Origin of the sequence: Mesorhizobium sp. M0227, assembly GCF_040321855.1 — a bacterium.
GTDB lineage: Bacteria > Pseudomonadota > Alphaproteobacteria > Rhizobiales > Rhizobiaceae > Mesorhizobium.
The window spans coordinates 264,215-279,237 of record NZ_JAMYSJ010000006.1 but is presented as its reverse complement, the minus strand read 5'-3'; the positions used below and the strand labels follow the sequence as shown (position 1 = coordinate 279,237).

Sequence of the window (15,023 nt, the reverse complement as noted above, 5' to 3'; positions counted from 1 at the left end):
GCGCGAGCACAAGAAGCTCGCTCTACGCCAAGCCGCATGACCAGCTTCATGATCGCCCATTTTGCAGAACTTGACGCACACAACCAAAACAGGTCAGGCCTTGCCGCCCTTGATATAGTCGATGAACGCCCGCAGCGGGGCCGGAACCAGGCGCCGGCCGGGATAATAGAGGAACGGTCCGGGAAAACTCGGCCACCACGGTTCGAGAATGGGCTCAAGCGCGCCGCTTTCGAAGTAAGGGCGAAGCCAGCCCTCGAAGAGGCCGATGATGCCGGTGCCCGCGATGGCCGTATCGACGGCAAGATCGGTCGCGCCGCCGATGCGCACGATCAGCGGCCCTGTCGGATCGACCCGCACCACCTCACCGTCGCGCTCGAACTCCCAGGGCAGCATCGCACCGCTGGCAAAGCGCCCGCGCACGCAAGAGTGGCCAAGCAGGTCGCTCGGGTGTTGCGGTCGCCCATGGCGAGCAAGATAGGCAGGGCTGGCGGCGGTGGCGAAGCGCTGCACGCGCGGTCCGATCGGCACCGCGATCATGTCCTGCTCCAGCCGCTCGTCATAGCGGATGCCAGCGTCACACCCGGCCGCCAGCACATCGACAAAGTTCTCATCGGCGATCACTTCCAGGCGGATGCCGGGATAGGCGGCGAGGAAACCCGGCACGATATCGGGCAAGATCAACCGCGCGGCGCTGACCGGCACATTGAGACGCAGCGAGCCCGCCGGCCTGTCGCGAAAGCCGTTCACCACGTCCAGCGCCGCCTCCACCTCCGACAGCGCAGGGCCAAGCCGCTCCAGCAGGCTGAGGCCCGCCTCGGTCGGGACAACGCTGCGCGTCGTGCGGTTGAACAGCCTGACACCGAGCTGCACTTCCAGGCGACGCACCGCCTCACTCAAGCCGGAGGCGCTGCCGCCGCTCGCACGCGCGCCATCGCGAAAACCGCCGGCGCGCGCCACCGCCACGAAGGCGTTCAGATCGCTGAGGTCCATCATTGTTCGCCATTCCGCACGGCCTGTGTGGATTGTACCGGATTATCACGAGGTTGGGCAGCGCCTATCTCTGCCTCCTCAAAGGAGATCAATCATGTCCAACATCCAACAATCCGGCACCTTCAAGCTCGGCAGTCATACCGTGAAGCGGCTCGGCTACGGCGCCATGCAACTCGCCGGTCCCGGCGTTTTCGGACCGCCTAGGGACCATGACACGGCATTGGCCGTGCTGCGCGAGGCGATTGCGCAAGGCATCGACCATATCGATACCAGCGACTTCTACGGTCCGCACGTCACCAACCTTTTGATCCGCGAAGCACTGGCACCTTACCCTGACGATCTCGTCATCGTCACCAAGATCGGCGCCCGGCGCGGCGCGGATGGATCGTGGTTGCCGGCCTTTTCTGCCGAAGCGCTGACCCAGGCGATGCATGACAATCTCAGCAATCTCGGGCTCGATGTGCTCGACGTCGTCAACCTACGCATCATGTTCGATACCCATGGTCCAGCCGAGGGATCGATCGAAGCGCCGCTCACCGTGCTGGCCGAGCTTCAACAACAGGGCCTGGTCAGGCACATAGGATTGAGCAACGTGACGCCGGCCCAGATCGCGCAAGGACGCGGGATCGCCGAGATCGTCTGCGTGCAGAACCAGTACAATCTTGCGCATCGCGGCGACGACGCCCTGATCGACGACCTTGCCCGCGACGGCATCGCCTATGTGCCGTTCTTCCCGCTCGGCGGCTTCAACCCGCTGCAATCCTCCACCCTGTCGGAAATCGCGGCGCGCCTCGGCGCCACGCCAATGCAGGTTGCGCTCGCCTGGCTGCTGCGCCGCTCGCCCAACATCCTGCTGATTCCCGGCACATCGTCGGTCGGACATTTGCGGGAAAACCTCGCTGCTGCCGAACTCAAGCTTTCGGACGATGTGCTGGGGGAGTTGGATGGGATGGCTAAGGCGGCCTGAGGCTAGCCAATCTCCCCCGCAGCAAGGGGGGAGATTGGCTGCTGCAGCCGCCGCTTAGTTGATACTCGCCGTATTCGCCGGCTCAACGGGCCGCGCCTCGTTCGCATAAGGCACGCGAAAACCGTTCACCGCCAGCCAGCCAATGGCCGCCTTCGGCTCGTCGGTCTGGATGATGGTGGCGCCGCGATCGGCCCAGAAACCCCAGCTTTCGCGCGGCAGGCTGGCCTGCACGGCCAGTTCGTCGCCGCGGCCGCCGGCAAGGAAGCCGCCCGGCTTGCCAGCGATGGCGTAGGTGTCGGCCCAGATATGCCAGTTTCCCCTCACCGCGGCCGCGCGCATGCGTGTGCTGAACAACGGTCCGCCGGTCTCGGTCAGCGTGTCGGCGCCTGCCCGCCAGTTGATGAGCTCGATCGCGCGCGGCGAAAAGGCATGGTCGACCGTCCGGGCGAAGCCGGCATCACGCACCGCATCATCGGCGATGATCGGCATGAACTGGAAGCCGCCGCCGATAGCGGCCATGGCGGCCTTAACCGTGGTGATCCTGGCCTGGTTCCACAAATTCTCCTTGACGATGACCTGCTCGGCCAAGCCGAGATCGCGAGCCACCGCGATCATGCCCGAGAGGTCGCCGACGTCGAGCTTGTTGTCGAGGTTGATGAGGATCCTGTCCCTGGTTGCCATGAGCATCTCGCGCAGCGTCGAAACCGTCTCATTGGTGACGGCGCCGGTGCCCTCGATCACCAGCCTGCAGGTCTTCAGTTCGGCCAGTGTGTATTTGACCACCTCGCCCTTGCAGGTCGTGGTGCGGTCGAGCCAGCTGTCATGCATGACGACGAACTCACCGTCCTTCGAGCGCCTGATATCGACCTCGACGATTTCTGCGCCCATCGCGATCGCCCCCTCCACGGCGGCAATCGAATTTTCCGCGTAGAGCGTCTTGCCCGCCTGCATGCTGCCGGCGCGATGCGCGACCACCATGACGTGGTCGCGCCACTGGTTGGCGTGCTCGAAGCGGTCAAGAATCTGCCTGGCGCGGGTCTCGCCGGCCAATGACTGGCCAGAAAAGGCCGCAAGTGCCGAGGAAAACAGAAGGCTCAGCCAGATGGTCCGCATCGAGAATCGCTCCTTGCCGGATCGAAATCGGGATAGGCGACCCTCGTGACATCCAGGTGAACGAAGCCGGCTAGCGGTTGTTCGCGGGGAGTGCGCGTCAGATGCGTTTTGAGAGCCTGCGGAACCACGCCATGGCCGGCATCTCAATGAGGCGCCAAGTGATCCAGGAGGCGGCAATGGTGGCGGCGAGCATGACGGCGATTGCCACCGCTCCCATCCAGCCGGCACCGAAGCCGGTGGCAGGCTGGCCGCGCAGCGTGAAGTCGCCGATCAGGCCGAGGCCGAGCTTGCGCTCGACGAGCCCGGCGACGTTGATCATGCGCGCCTGGACGAAGATGTGGACCATGTAGATCGAGTAGGACAGCGCGCCGAGGGTCAGCATGAACGGCGCCCTCAGCAAGGCGCTGATCCAGCCGCCTTCATGGGCGAACAGAAACAGCGCCAGCGCGAACACCAGGGGTGCCGCGATGCCGAAATCATTGCCGCCGGCCAGCGAAACGAAAAGCACGATGACGGCCACCATGACGATCTCGGCAAGGGTCCAGTCCATCCGCGGGCCATTCCTGGCGAGGACCTGTCGCGCGCCTGCAATGGAATCATGCTGAAACCAGGCCAGCAAGGCGCCGAGCGAGAAGCCGTACAGGCAGCGGATGAAGCCGAAATCGAAGGACACATCCATATGATGGGTCGAGAAGCCGAGCAGGAACAGCGGCGCGGTGGCGGCGGCGGCGACGAACCATATCCAGGCGCGCGCGCCGGCGACGAAGACCACGCCGGCAAACAAGAGATAGGCGAAGAACTCGGCGGAAATGCTCCAGCTTGGCGCATTCCAGGTCAATTGATCCTCGAAGCCGACACCTTGCAGCAGCAGAAGATTGGCAAGCAGACTCCCAGGGTCGAAGCCTCCGGTGAAGGGCGCAGCCCCGGTGCCGTGCAATTGCGGCAGCATCAGCCGCAGCAGCTCGAAGCCAGCGAAGGCGGCAAGCATCAGAAGGTGCAGTGGGTAGATACGGCCGAAACGGACCAGGGCGAAACGCGCGACCTGTTCCGGCTGGTTCAGCCGATCGCCGTAGCTGCTGGCGATGACAAAACCGGAAAGGACGAAGAAGAAGTCGACGAAAAGGTAGGACGAACCGATGAAGGCGCTTTGCGAAATCGTCGAAGCGGTCGGAAAGTGAAACAGCGCCACCAGAAGCGCGCAGATGCCACGCCACGAATCGAGCACCAGGAAGCGTTCACCGGCGACCGTGCCGGTGTGGGTCGACGCCGCGGCACGGGTGGGGTTGAGAAACGCGGTCTGCGTCATGATGATACAATCCTGTCTTGCCGTGGCACTCGGGCAGCGCCATTCCGTCTCGCCAAGCTGTGACTGGCATCTTCCGTGCCGGTTCTGTAGTTGTTGCAACCCGATGAAAAACGAGGATCCGTAATGGCGAACAACAACATCGACAACGCCTTCACCGCCCGTTCCAAAACGGGCGCCGCGTTCGAGCCGACCTATTCCGGCGCGCTGTCGTTCATGCGGCGCAAATACACCAAGGACGTGAAGGGCGCGGATGCTGTGGTATGGGGTATTCCCTTCGATGCCGCCGTCACCAACCGGCCGGGCGCCCGCTTCGGGCCGCAGGCCATCCGCCGCGCCTCGGCGATCCTCGACAACGACCCGCAATATCCGTTTTCACGCGATCTGTTCGAGCATCTGGCGGTCGTCGACTATGGCGATTGCCTGCTCGATTCGGGCAATCACCAGAAGACCCCCGGCACGATCGAGCGCGAAGCGGCCAAGATCCTCAAATCCGGCGCCTTCCTGCTGACGCTCGGCGGCGACCATTTCGTCACCTGGCCGCTGCTCAAGGCGCATGCCGCCATCCATGGTCCGCTCGCACTGGTGCAGTTCGACGCCCATCAGGATACCTGGCCGGACGACGGCAAGCGCATCGACCACGGATCCTTCGTTGGCCGTGCCGTCAAGGAAGGCATCATCGATCCCGACCGTTCGATCCAGATCGGCATCCGCACCCATGCGCCCGACACGTTCGGCATCAAGATCCTCCATGGCCATGAAATCGAGGAGATGCGGGCGTCCGATATCGCCTACGCCATCGTCGACCGCACCGGCGGCAAGAAGACCTATCTCACCTTCGACATCGACTGCCTCGATCCGGCCTATGCGCCTGGCACAGGCACGCCAGTTGCCGGCGGGCCGTCCTCGGCGAAGATCCTGTCGACGCTGCGTCAACTCAACCAGGTCGATATTGTCGGCGCCGATGTCGTAGAGGTTGCGCCGGCCTATGATCACGCCGATATAACGGCGATCGCCGGCTCGATGGTGGCTATGCAATATCTCGGCCTGCTGGCTGAGCGAAAGGCCCGGCTTGAAGAGTTGAACAACGGCAACCACAATGGTGCCGCAGTGATTCAAGGTCAGGGCATATAGTCTTGAAATATCAAGGAATTTGATCAACCCATGAAACCGAAAATCTTCATCGACGGCGAACACGGCACCACAGGCCTGCAGATCAGGGCGCTGCTTGCCGAGCGCAGTGATCTGGAGATCATTTCCATCCCGACCGAGCGCCGCAAGGAAACGGCGGCACGCGCCGAGTTCCTCAACGCCGCCGATGTCGCGATACTGTGCCTGCCCGACGATGCGGCGAAGGAAAGCGTCTCGCTGATCGCCAACGACACCACCAAAGTCATCGATGCGTCGACCGCGCATCGCGTGGCTGAAGGCTGGGCATATGGTTTCGCCGAGATGGACAAGGACCAGGCAAAGGCGATCGCCTCGGCAAAACGCGTCGCCAACCCCGGCTGCTGGCCGCAGGGACCGATCGCCACGCTGCGGCCGCTGGTCGCCGCCGGCCTGCTGCCGGCCGATTTCCCGATCACCGTCAACGGCATTTCGGGCTATTCGGGCGGCGGACGGCCGATGATCGAGGACTATGTCGCCAAGGGCGAGGACGCCTCGGAATTCCTGCCCTACGGCCTCACCCTTCAGCACAAGCACGTGCCGGAATTGAGGGCCTATGCCAGGCTGTCGCATGATCCGATCATGCAGCCGGCGGTCGGCAATTTCGCGCAAGGCATGATCACTGTGGTGCCGTTGCAGCTTGGCGGTCTCGACCATGTGCCGACCGGTGCGGAGCTGCATGCGGCGATTGCCGACCATTTCGCCGCCATCAAGGGCGGCCTGGTCGAGGTGGCGCCCTATGCGCATTCGGAGCGCGTGCCGGAGATCGATCCGGAGATCTACAACGGCACCAACCGGATGAAGGTCTACGTCTTCGCCAACGACAAACGGGCGCAGGCCCTGCTGCTGGCTGTCTACGACAATCTCGGCAAGGGTGCCTCCGGTGCCGCCGTGCAGAACATGGACCTGATGCTCGGCCTCTGATGGACACGCCCGCCTTTCCGGTGCGCTGGAACGTCAGCGCGCCCGAACTCATTGCCGAGACCTTTTCGAGCCGCATCTGGAAGGTTTTGCGCGCAGACGGCTCGCCGGCGATCGTCAAGGCGCTCAAGCCTTTCGACGATGTCGCCGACGAGTTGCGCGGCGAGCATTATCTCGCCTGGCGACGCGGCGAAGGCGCGGTGCGCCTGCTCGGCCGCGACGGCCACAGCATGCTGCTCGAATATGCCGGTGAGACCTTGTTGGAGCAGGTGCTCGACCAACAGGGCGACAACGCCGCCACCGAAATCGCGGCCGAGGTGATGGCGAAACTATTTTCACAGGGGAAAGACCCCTTCCCGCCCGAGCTTCAGCCGCTCCGGGAACGGTTTTCAAGCCTGTTCAAGAAGGCGACAATCGACCGCGATTCGGGCCATGACAGCCTCTATGTCGAGGCCGCCATCATCGCCGATCGACTGCTGGCCAATCCGCACGATATCAGGCCCCTGCATGGCGACCTGCATCACGAGAACATCCTGCACGGGCCGCGCGGCTGGCTGGCCATCGATCCGAAGGGCGTTCTCGGCGACCCCGGCTTCGACGCCGCGAACATGTTCTACAACCCGCTCGACCGGGACGAGCTCTGCCTCGACCCGGAGCGGATCGCACACATGGCCGGGATCTTTGCCAGAACGCTGGGCCAGACACCGCCGGCCATCCTCGATCATGCCATTGCCTATGGGTGCCTGTCGGCGTCCTGGCATCATGAGGACGACAATGAGGTCGAGGAGAGCCGCGAATTGTCGATCGCCGAGGCGATCCGGGCGGTGCGGGCAAGCTTCTGATCGCACGGGCAACGGCGCGGTGCTAACCGCTTGTTCACCGCGATGGGCTACAGACTGGTCTCGGCTCCACTTCGGGATTTGTCATGGTCAGCGCGATTTCGGGTTCGTCACAGGCGACCCAGTATTCCTCGTCCAGCTCATCGAGCAATGCGGCTCAGGAGGCCGCGCTCGAAAAGCAGATCCAGGACCTGGAAGACCAGGCCAAGGCGATCACGGATCAGGTAAAGGCTGCCCAGGTGCAGCAGGATATCGCCACGGCCCAGGCCAGGCTTGATGCGCTCAAGGCCGCCGACAAGGTAGCCAAAGCCGCTCAGGACCAGTCCGCACCATCCGCCGCGGCGTTGCGGCAGGCGGAATTCGATGGCGAGAAGACGACATCTACAAACGAATTCTGGATGTAGTTGGCCCGATCGGTTCGAGGTCAGGCCCTGCGTGCGATTTCGTGCGGCAAGGGATAGGCGCCCTTGGTGCCGCGCCAATGGGCGGCTGCAAACCCCAGGACGATGAGCGCAAATCCCTGATGGGTCAGCGCCATATGCAGCGGCACATGCATCAGCAGCGTGCCGATGCCGATCGAGGCCTGCACCAGCACAGCCAAGAACAGCAGCGTCGCGCGGCGCGCATGCGTTGTTTCAGGCAGCCGCCGGCGCGTGGCGATCACGTGCCACAACGCCACGACGAATACCGTGTAGGCGCCAAGCCGATGGACGAACTGCACCGTCTTTGGGCTCTCGAAAAAATTGCGCCATGCCGGCTCGAGGATCAGCAGATCGCCCGGGATGATCTTGCCGTCCATCAACGGCCAGGTGTTGTAGCTCAAGCCCGCGTCGAGCCCGGCGACCAGGCCGCCGAGATAGATCTGGATCAGCGCCAGCAGCACGATGAAGCCGGCCAGCCTCTGCGTCGATCCATCGGCGGCAGGCTCGGAATGCGGCGCCAGTCCGCGCGCGACCACCATGGTGGCGGTGAAGATCAGCGCGGCAAGCGTCAGGTGGGTCGCCAGCCGGTACTGGCTGACGGAGACGCGGTCGACCAATCCTGAAGCCACCATCCACCAGCCGATGGCGCCCTGCAGGCCGCCGAGCAGGAGAATGCCCACGAGTTTCGGGCCCAGGCCGCGCTCGATGCGGCGCGTCGCCCAGAAAACCAGCAGCGGCAATGCAAAGACCAGACCGACGCTGCGCGCCAGGATGCGGTGCGCCCATTCCCACCAGAAGATCGACTTGAAGGCCTCGATGCTCATGCCCTTGTTGAGCTCGGCATATTGCGGGATCTGCTGGTAGAGCTGGAATTCCTCTTGCCACTCGGCGTCGTTGAGCGGCGGGATCACGCCGTGGATCGGTTTCCACTGCGTAATCGACAGGCCGGAATCGGTCAGCCTGGTGGCGCCGCCGACCAGCACCAGCGCAAACAGCACCAGAAGCACCACATAGAGCCAGCCGCGCAGCAGCGCCCGGTTATGCAGGTCGCGGTCGCGGGCAACGTATGGCGCGGCAGCTGATATGGCAGCCATGATCTTGTCCCGGCAGGTTGATTTGGCGGATTGGTGGACCATCGCACCCGTGCTGGCAAGACCATACGGCGCGGCACGCCGTCGCGCCGCGTCTCACCGGTTGCACAGTCTCGCCTCAAGGCCTATGCGAGGCCAATACCCCTTGAGCCGGCCAGGCCGCCTGTGCGAATTCCGGCATGCTCGATCAGGAGACCACCATGCCCCTGCGCCTGAAAAAGCTGATCGGAATGTTTCTGCTGGTGGCGCTGGTCATTGTCTATGCGCTGGTCGCATCGATCTTCGCGGTCGCCCGGCTGTCGGAGTCGGGTCCGTGGGTGCATTTCCTTTTTTTCTTGCTCAGCGGCCTGCTCTGGGTGCTGCCGGCGATGGGCATCATCAAGTGGCTGATGCTGGAGCCGAGAGCCAAGCGCTAGGCGAAAACGCCAGCGTCAGATGGTGACGACCATCTTGCCGGCGTTGGCGAGCGGCGTCGTCACGCCCGACAGCATGGTGCGGATGTGGGCGAGGCTCTGGTAGCGGCCGTTGACGGAGATGCGCGGCAAGGCGTGCAGGAACCCGGCATGCTCGGCGCGCAGCACGCCGTGGCGCGTCGTCACGGCGGAGGTATAGCCGGCGTCGCGGGCAAAGCCCACTTCGCGGCAGCCGACGGCGCTGGCATAGCCATAGGGATAAGCGAAATGGCGGGGCATTTCGCCCAGTTCGGCCTGCAACATGGCGCGCACGGCGCCAACCTCGTGCCGGGCATCGGCTTCGGAGAGCCGCTTCAGGTTGCTGTGGTTGATCGTATGGGCGCCGATCGTCACCAGCGGATGCGCGGCGATGCGACGGATTTCATCCCAGCTCATCAATGTGCGCAAGCGTGGGCCGTCGGCGTCGATGCCGTTTGCGCGAGCCAGGTCACGCAACACGGCCTGCAGGTCCTCCTCGCGGACTTCCGAGGTGAGATAGGCGTGCAGGCGTGCATTGGCCTGCAATTTCTTCGCGGGGGTCGAGCAATCGATCGTCAGCGGACCCTTCGGCCGCGTCAGCGTCAAGGTATCGCGCGCGTTGACGATGTCCTCGACTACATCCCACCACAGGTCGGCTGTGCCGTTGATCAGCCCGGGCGCGACATAGATGGTGATCGGCGCGCCGTGCTTCTCGAGCACCGGCAGCGCCTCGACCATGTTGTCGCGATAGGCATCGTCGGCGGTGATCGTGGCAAACTGACCGCCTTTGCCGCCCACCTTGATGCACTCCACCGCTTCGTCCATGGAGACGAAGGCATAGCCATGCGCCTTCATGTCGGCGATCATGGCGTCAAGGAAGCCGGGCGCGATATTCAGGTGCCGGTTGACGCCGTCCGGCTTTTCCGGCGTCGCGGTAACACGGTGCAGCATAAGGATGGCGCCAATGCCGCCGATGAACGGCTTGGCCAGCGGTGCGAGGCCGGTATAGCGGGCGACGTTCAGCGCCAGTTTCCGGATTGCCTCCCCGCCGTCGATCATTCATTCACCTTTTGCGCCTAGGCTGATCCAAGCACGGAATGCGCCTATGCGACCCCCCAAATCGCGATCAATACGCCCTAAGGATTGAGGTATGGTTGACGCAACTGCGTCATTTGACGGCAATCGGCTTGCGGCGACCGAGGCATCGTCGCGCGCCTTGCCACGGGACCATGCCGGCCTGTCGATTTCAGTGGCGTCCACGGATGGACTCGCGGCCTATGCCGAGTTCTGCCGCTCGGCTCTGTTTGGGCCGGCGCAGAGTGCTGCCTGGATCCTGAACTGGGCGGCCGAGACACGACCGGACCTGCTCGTCGCGACGCTGAGTGCCGAGGGCAAACCGGTTTTTTCGCTGGCGCTGGAAGTTTCCTCCAAGGGGCCGTTCCGGATCGCCCGCTTCATGGGTGGGCGCCACGCCAACGGCAACTTCGTCGCCGCGGACCCGAACTGGCTGGCCAAGGCGGATATACCGGCCCTCCGATCGGTACTGGCGGCCATCGCCAAGGCACGCCCGGACATCGATCTGGTCGCGCTCGAGCGGTTGCTGCCCGATCTCGACGGCGTCGCCAATCCGCTCGCATCGCTCGACCATTTTTCCAGCCCCAATCTGTCGCTGGCCGTCGATCTCGCCGGCGGCTTCGATGCGCTGCTTTCCCGCGCGAGCGGCAAACGCAAACGCAAGAAGCACCGGTCGCAGATCCGGAAATTCGAGGCCGTAGGCAGCTATCGGCGCATCGAGGCCCGCACCCCCGACGAGGTGGACACGCTGCTCGACGCCTTCTTCGAGATGAAGGAGCTCCGCTTCCGCAAGATGGGCATCGCCAATGTTTTTGGCGACGCGCAGGTACGCGGCTTCTTCCGCGCGCTGTTCATGCAGGCGCTTGCCGAGGACAAGCCTTCGTTCGTGCTGCACGGACTTGCGGTTGCCGGCAAGCTGCGCGCCATCACCGGTTCAAGCCGCTCGGGCAAACGCCTGATCTGCGAATTCGGAGCGATCGCCGAGGACGATCTCGGGCACGCCAGCCCCGGCGACTTCCTGTTCTTCGACAACATCCAGGAAGCCTGCGAGACCGGTTTCGAGGTCTATGACTTTTCGGTCGGAGATGAGCCTTACAAGCGGCTGTGGTGCGATATCGAAACGCGGCATTTCGAAGTGTTGGTCCCGTTGACCGTGAAGGGCCGCATGCTGGCGCTGACGCTTCGGCAAGGCGCGCGGCTGAAAGCCTTCGTCAAGAACAGCCCGGTGATCTGGAAGCTGACCAAGGTGCTGCGCCGCAAAGCCGCCGGCCAGGCAGCGCCCTCGGAAGAAGATAGCTGACACCATGAAGCCGATCATCCGCACACTGTCCCTGCAGGAACTGGCGCTTCTCGTCGACTGGGCGGCCGCGGAAGGCTGGAACCCAGGTCTTGAAGACCCGGCGATGCTCCAGGCGGCGGACCCCGAAGGCTTCATCGGCGCCTTTGTCGGCGACGACATGGCCGCGGCAATTTCGGCCGTGGCCTATGGAAGCGAATTCGGTTTCATCGGCCTCTACATCTCCCGGCCTGACATGCGCGGCATGGGCTACGGCAAGACAGTGTGGGACGCCGGCATGAAAAGGCTCGCTGGCCGGACCGTCGGCCTTGACGGCGTCGTCGAGCAGCAGGCCAATTACCGGCGCAAGGGCTTCGCACCGGCCTACGAGACCATCCGCTTCACCGGGCGCAAGGCAGGCCCGGCGGTCAGGGACGATGGGTTGCGGATGATTACGACGCAGCTCCTGTCCGATGTCATCGCCTATGACTCCTATTGTTTTCCGGCGCCCCGAGGCACCTTTCTGAAGCGATGGCTGCAGGAACCGCATCATGGGCTGGCGGCGATCGGTTCGCGCGGCGTGACCGGCTTTGGTGTGGCGCGCCGCTGTCGATCCGGCTTCAAGATCGGCCCGCTGTTTGCCGACGACATGGAAACCGCTTTGCAACTCCTGGAGGGACTGGCCGGTGCCTGTGAGGGCGGCGAGCTGCACATCGACGTCCCCGCCGATAACACCGGCTTCATAACTGCGCTCGATGCGGCCGGATTTGCGCCGACCTTCACCACCACGCGCATGTACAAAGGTCCTGCCCCGGAACTGGACCTGCAAAGGGTGTTCGGCGTAACGACTCTGGAACTGGGATAGATCGGGCGAACCGCTGAGCGGCTCCGCCAAACGATCCGCGGCTCTCTCAGGCGGCGGCAGTGCGCCGTCCGGGCACCGGATTGCCGGGCGGTTCGTGGCCGAGCGGCGTCACCAGCGTCAGGTCGGGATAGCCGTTCTCGATCAGCTTGACCGCAGCCTGCGTCACCTCATCGTCGGCCTCCAGCATGGAGAGAAAGACCTCGGTGGCGTCGCCAGTCAGACGGCCGATGCCTTGCGCGTCGGCCGGTCCGCACTCGACCACGACCAGATCGTAGGCTGTCGTCAGCGACTGCATGATGATCGGCAGCCGGTCGGCGGCACGCATGGCACGAACCGGATCGGCGGTGCCGACCGGAATGACGTGACAGTCCGAGTACAGATCGGCATGGATGACGTCGCTGAACTGCGCTTCCGAAGCGAGCAGGTTGGTAATGCCCGGGAAAAGGCCGCTGTCCAGCATCGGCCGCGAGGCGGCCCCCGATGCGGTGAGGTCCAGCAACAGCACGCGCAGGCCGGCGTCGGCGACCTCGCGCGCCACCAGGATCGCGGATGCAGCCGCCTCGTCGCCTTCCGGCGAGACGAATATGGCGCGCGCCGCACCGCTGGAGATCAGCTTTTCGGCAGCCTTCTCGATATCGATCTCGCCCAGGGTGGAACGCGCCGGTTCGGGCTCGACAACCGTTTGCTCTGTCGCCGCCGTATCGGGCATTGCGACCACATCCGGCGCCTCGGCCATGGCCGGCATCGCGGCGGCATAGGGCTCCGCATCTGCTTCATCCGCAAGGTCAGGCAGCTCCTGGCGAACGACGGGTTCCTGCAGGATGGCAGGCTCGTGGCGGACAAAAGGCTTGGCGACCGGCGGCTGCGCCACATGGGGCATCGCGACCTCATCGATCCGTTCGAAACGGGAACCGCTCGCCGGCCGCATCGCGCGGCCTGAAAACAGCTCCCGCAGAAGCGTCACGATGGCCATGATGAGCAGCGATGCGGCGAAAGCCGCGCCGACGATCGGCCCGACCTTCGGGAAATAGGCCTCGGAGGGAACAGAAGCCTTCGAGGCGATCCGGGCGTCGACCGGCAGATAGTTGCGATCCTGGCGCGATGCCGCTTCGCGGTAGTTGGTCAGGTAGAGCTCGAGTTGCTGTCGCTTGGCGGTCGCGTCGCGCTGCAGTGCGTCGAGATCGACCTGCTGTTCGCCGGCCTGCGCCGAAGCGGCTTTCAACGTGTTGACGTCGGCGACAAGCTGGTTCTCGCGGGCCTTTGCGGTCTCGGCCTGCATCAACAGGCCTTTCATGATCTTCTGGGCCTCGCTGCGGATCTGCGCGTCGAGATCGGACAGTTGCGATTTCAGCGCGCGAATGCGCGGATGATTGCCAAGCAGTGTCGTCGACAGATCGGCGATGTTGGAGCGCAATTCGACCTGTCGCTCACGCAAGCGCTGGATCAGGTCCGATGACAGAACCTCCGGCACGGCATCCAGCGAACCGCCATTCTGCAGCGCCCTGCGCACACCGTCGGCGGTCGCTTCCGCAGCGGCGCGGTTGGCGCGCACTTTCGACAGTTCGCTCGACAGTTCTGAAAGCTGCTGGGTGGCCAGCACCGAATTGTTGCCACCCATCAGAAGATCGGACTGGGCGCGATAAGCGGCGACCTTCGCCTCGGCATCCTTGACCTGCCGCTGCAGGTCGGCGATTTCCGGCGCCAGGAAGTCCGCCGCGGCGCTGTTCGATTCGAGCTTGGCCGCCCCTTGCCCCGCTATATAGGCGGCGGCGATCGCGTCTGGTATGGCGGCCGCGAGCTTGGGATCTTCCGATGAGAACTCGATGGCAATGATGCGGGTCTTCTCGACGCCATAGACGTTGAGCTTCTCGTGCATTTTCTTGAGCACGCGCTCTTCCGTCGGAATTTCCATCGGGTCGCTTTTCAGGCCGACCAGGACCAGAGCGCGGCTCAGCGCCGACATGTCGAGCGCTTCATTGAACTCGGGCAGTTTTTCCAGACCGAGCTTTTGCGAGACCTGCTTGAGGATTTCGTTGGAGGAAATGATCTGGACCTGGGTGGCGACGCCCTGTTCGTCGAGAATAGGCTTGTCGGTGTCGTTGTTGTTGCTGGCCGGCCGCGTGTAGATGGATTCGCGCGGCGCGATCTCCACCTGCGTCTCGGCTTTGTAGTGCCGGGTTGCCAGCGAGGCGAAAGCGAAGGCCAGCCCGGTTGCCAACAGGACGACGAGGACTATACGCAGCCAGTTCCTCGCCAGGCTGGCGAAGAGCTGCCTGAGATCGACATCGACATCTGCGGCCGCGGACTGAACGGACATGCATCCCTACTCCGATACTGGGTCAGCACGCACCGTAAACAACTATGGTAACTCAGCCGTTAAGATCGTGGTAAGTTTCCGTTAGGGTTTACTGGCGGGTGACAAACAAAACCGCCAAAAATCACAAAAACTCTTGCCGATGCGCCACGTGTCGGCCGCTCCCTTTACCGGCCATTAACCCTAACAGGATGATAACGGACCTCGATCCCTAGAGTTGCTGCGACGTTGCAGCGACCAGTCGAAGGTA

At 63.8% G+C, this 15,023-nt stretch carries 14 protein-coding genes; 8 read left to right on the top strand and 6 right to left on the bottom strand.

The features are described 5' to 3' along the window. Positions 1-93: 93 nt before the first annotated feature. A complete protein-coding gene (locus NKJ00_RS11675; RefSeq protein ID WP_023810271.1) occupies positions 94-993 on the bottom strand; it encodes a LysR family transcriptional regulator in 900 nt (299 codons plus the stop codon). A gap of 91 nt (positions 994-1,084) precedes the next feature. On the opposite strand from NKJ00_RS11675, the gene NKJ00_RS11670 reads away from it, so the two are divergent. Then, a complete protein-coding gene (locus NKJ00_RS11670; RefSeq protein ID WP_128305454.1) occupies positions 1,085-1,957 on the top strand; it encodes an aldo/keto reductase family oxidoreductase in 873 nt (290 codons plus the stop codon). Positions 1,958-2,011: 54 nt separating this feature from the next. Here NKJ00_RS11670 and NKJ00_RS11665 read toward each other — a convergent pair whose 3' ends face one another. Both NKJ00_RS11665 and NKJ00_RS11660 read right to left on the bottom strand, forming a co-directional pair. Continuing rightward, positions 2,012-3,070, bottom strand: coding sequence for a glycerophosphodiester phosphodiesterase family protein (locus tag NKJ00_RS11665; RefSeq protein WP_352611713.1), 1,059 nt, complete (start codon positions 3,068-3,070; stop codon positions 2,012-2,014). A 97-nt stretch (positions 3,071-3,167) separates the two neighbouring features. Next, positions 3,168-4,376, bottom strand: coding sequence for an acyltransferase family protein (locus NKJ00_RS11660; protein WP_352611712.1), 1,209 nt, complete (start codon positions 4,374-4,376; stop codon positions 3,168-3,170). Positions 4,377-4,499: 123 nt separating this feature from the next. On the opposite strand from NKJ00_RS11660, the gene speB reads away from it, so the two are divergent. The 4 genes from speB to NKJ00_RS11640 all read left to right on the top strand — a co-directional run bounded on the left by speB (position 4,500) and on the right by NKJ00_RS11640 (position 7,704). Beyond that, positions 4,500-5,507 carry an agmatinase gene (gene speB / locus NKJ00_RS11655; protein ID WP_127288726.1) on the top strand — a complete coding sequence of 336 codons (1,008 nt, stop codon included), beginning with the start codon at positions 4,500-4,502 and terminating at the stop codon, positions 5,505-5,507. A gap of 30 nt (positions 5,508-5,537) precedes the next feature. Next, on the top strand, positions 5,538-6,464 hold the full coding sequence (gene argC / locus NKJ00_RS11650; RefSeq protein WP_352611711.1) for an N-acetyl-gamma-glutamyl-phosphate reductase: 927 nt from the start codon (positions 5,538-5,540) through the stop codon (positions 6,462-6,464). Further along, entirely contained in the window at positions 6,461-7,303 is an 843-nt protein-coding gene (locus NKJ00_RS11645; protein ID WP_352629824.1) for an aminoglycoside phosphotransferase family protein, read from the top strand. Before argC ends, NKJ00_RS11645 begins: the two co-directional genes overlap by 4 nt. Positions 7,304-7,386: 83 nt before the next feature. Then, positions 7,387-7,704, top strand: a complete 318-nt coding sequence (locus NKJ00_RS11640) for a hypothetical protein (protein ID WP_352611710.1) — start codon at positions 7,387-7,389, stop codon at positions 7,702-7,704. Between the two features lie 20 nt (positions 7,705-7,724). On the opposite strand, the gene NKJ00_RS11635 is transcribed toward NKJ00_RS11640, so the two are convergent. Next, on the bottom strand, positions 7,725-8,816 hold the full coding sequence (locus tag NKJ00_RS11635; RefSeq protein WP_128305459.1) for a COX15/CtaA family protein: 1,092 nt from the start codon (positions 8,814-8,816) through the stop codon (positions 7,725-7,727). A 197-nt stretch (positions 8,817-9,013) separates the two neighbouring features. Between NKJ00_RS11635 and NKJ00_RS11630 the strand changes: the two genes are divergently transcribed. After that, the gene (locus NKJ00_RS11630) at positions 9,014-9,229 is read left to right on the top strand and encodes a DUF2842 domain-containing protein (RefSeq protein ID WP_023810263.1); all 216 of its coding nucleotides are present in this window, start codon (positions 9,014-9,016) and stop codon (positions 9,227-9,229) included. 15 nt (positions 9,230-9,244) lie between these two features. On the opposite strand, the gene NKJ00_RS11625 is transcribed toward NKJ00_RS11630, so the two are convergent. Beyond that, on the bottom strand, positions 9,245-10,303 hold the full coding sequence (locus NKJ00_RS11625) for a polysaccharide deacetylase family protein (RefSeq protein ID WP_352629813.1): 1,059 nt from the start codon (positions 10,301-10,303) through the stop codon (positions 9,245-9,247). Between the two features lie 91 nt (positions 10,304-10,394). On the opposite strand from NKJ00_RS11625, the gene NKJ00_RS11620 reads away from it, so the two are divergent. Continuing rightward, positions 10,395-11,618, top strand: a complete 1,224-nt coding sequence (locus NKJ00_RS11620) for a GNAT family N-acetyltransferase (RefSeq protein ID WP_352629811.1) — start codon at positions 10,395-10,397, stop codon at positions 11,616-11,618. Between the two features lie 4 nt (positions 11,619-11,622). Next, positions 11,623-12,459, top strand: coding sequence for a GNAT family N-acetyltransferase (locus tag NKJ00_RS11615; protein WP_352629809.1), 837 nt, complete (start codon positions 11,623-11,625; stop codon positions 12,457-12,459). A gap of 46 nt (positions 12,460-12,505) precedes the next feature. Here the strand turns inward: NKJ00_RS11615 and NKJ00_RS11610 are convergent, their stop codons facing one another. Then, complete coding sequence (locus NKJ00_RS11610; RefSeq protein WP_352629807.1) at positions 12,506-14,776, bottom strand: GumC family protein; 2,271 nt, start codon at positions 14,774-14,776, stop codon at positions 12,506-12,508. Between the last annotated feature and the right edge of the window lie 247 nt (positions 14,777-15,023).

Excerpts from the sequence above, each read along its gene's own strand:
- NKJ00_RS11675 (WP_023810271.1), bottom strand. The coding sequence starts at position 993 with ATGATGGACCTCAGCGATCTGAACGCCTTCGTGGCGGTGGCGCGCGCC.
- NKJ00_RS11670 (WP_128305454.1), top strand. The coding sequence starts at position 1,085 with ATGTCCAACATCCAACAATCCGGCACCTTCAAGCTCGGCAGTCATACC.
- NKJ00_RS11665 (WP_352611713.1), bottom strand. The coding sequence starts at position 3,070 with ATGCGGACCATCTGGCTGAGCCTTCTGTTTTCCTCGGCACTTGCGGCC.
- NKJ00_RS11660 (WP_352611712.1), bottom strand. The coding sequence starts at position 4,376 with ATGACGCAGACCGCGTTTCTCAACCCCACCCGTGCCGCGGCGTCGACC.
- speB (WP_127288726.1), top strand. The coding sequence starts at position 4,500 with ATGGCGAACAACAACATCGACAACGCCTTCACCGCCCGTTCCAAAACG.
- argC (WP_352611711.1), top strand. The coding sequence starts at position 5,538 with ATGAAACCGAAAATCTTCATCGACGGCGAACACGGCACCACAGGCCTG.
- NKJ00_RS11640 (WP_352611710.1), top strand. The coding sequence starts at position 7,387 with ATGGTCAGCGCGATTTCGGGTTCGTCACAGGCGACCCAGTATTCCTCG.
- NKJ00_RS11635 (WP_128305459.1), bottom strand. The coding sequence starts at position 8,816 with ATGGCTGCCATATCAGCTGCCGCGCCATACGTTGCCCGCGACCGCGAC.
- NKJ00_RS11630 (WP_023810263.1), top strand. The coding sequence starts at position 9,014 with ATGCCCCTGCGCCTGAAAAAGCTGATCGGAATGTTTCTGCTGGTGGCG.
- NKJ00_RS11625 (WP_352629813.1), bottom strand. The coding sequence starts at position 10,303 with ATGATCGACGGCGGGGAGGCAATCCGGAAACTGGCGCTGAACGTCGCC.
- NKJ00_RS11620 (WP_352629811.1), top strand. The coding sequence starts at position 10,395 with ATGGTTGACGCAACTGCGTCATTTGACGGCAATCGGCTTGCGGCGACC.
- NKJ00_RS11615 (WP_352629809.1), top strand. The coding sequence starts at position 11,623 with ATGAAGCCGATCATCCGCACACTGTCCCTGCAGGAACTGGCGCTTCTC.
- NKJ00_RS11610 (WP_352629807.1), bottom strand. The coding sequence starts at position 14,776 with ATGTCCGTTCAGTCCGCGGCCGCAGATGTCGATGTCGATCTCAGGCAG.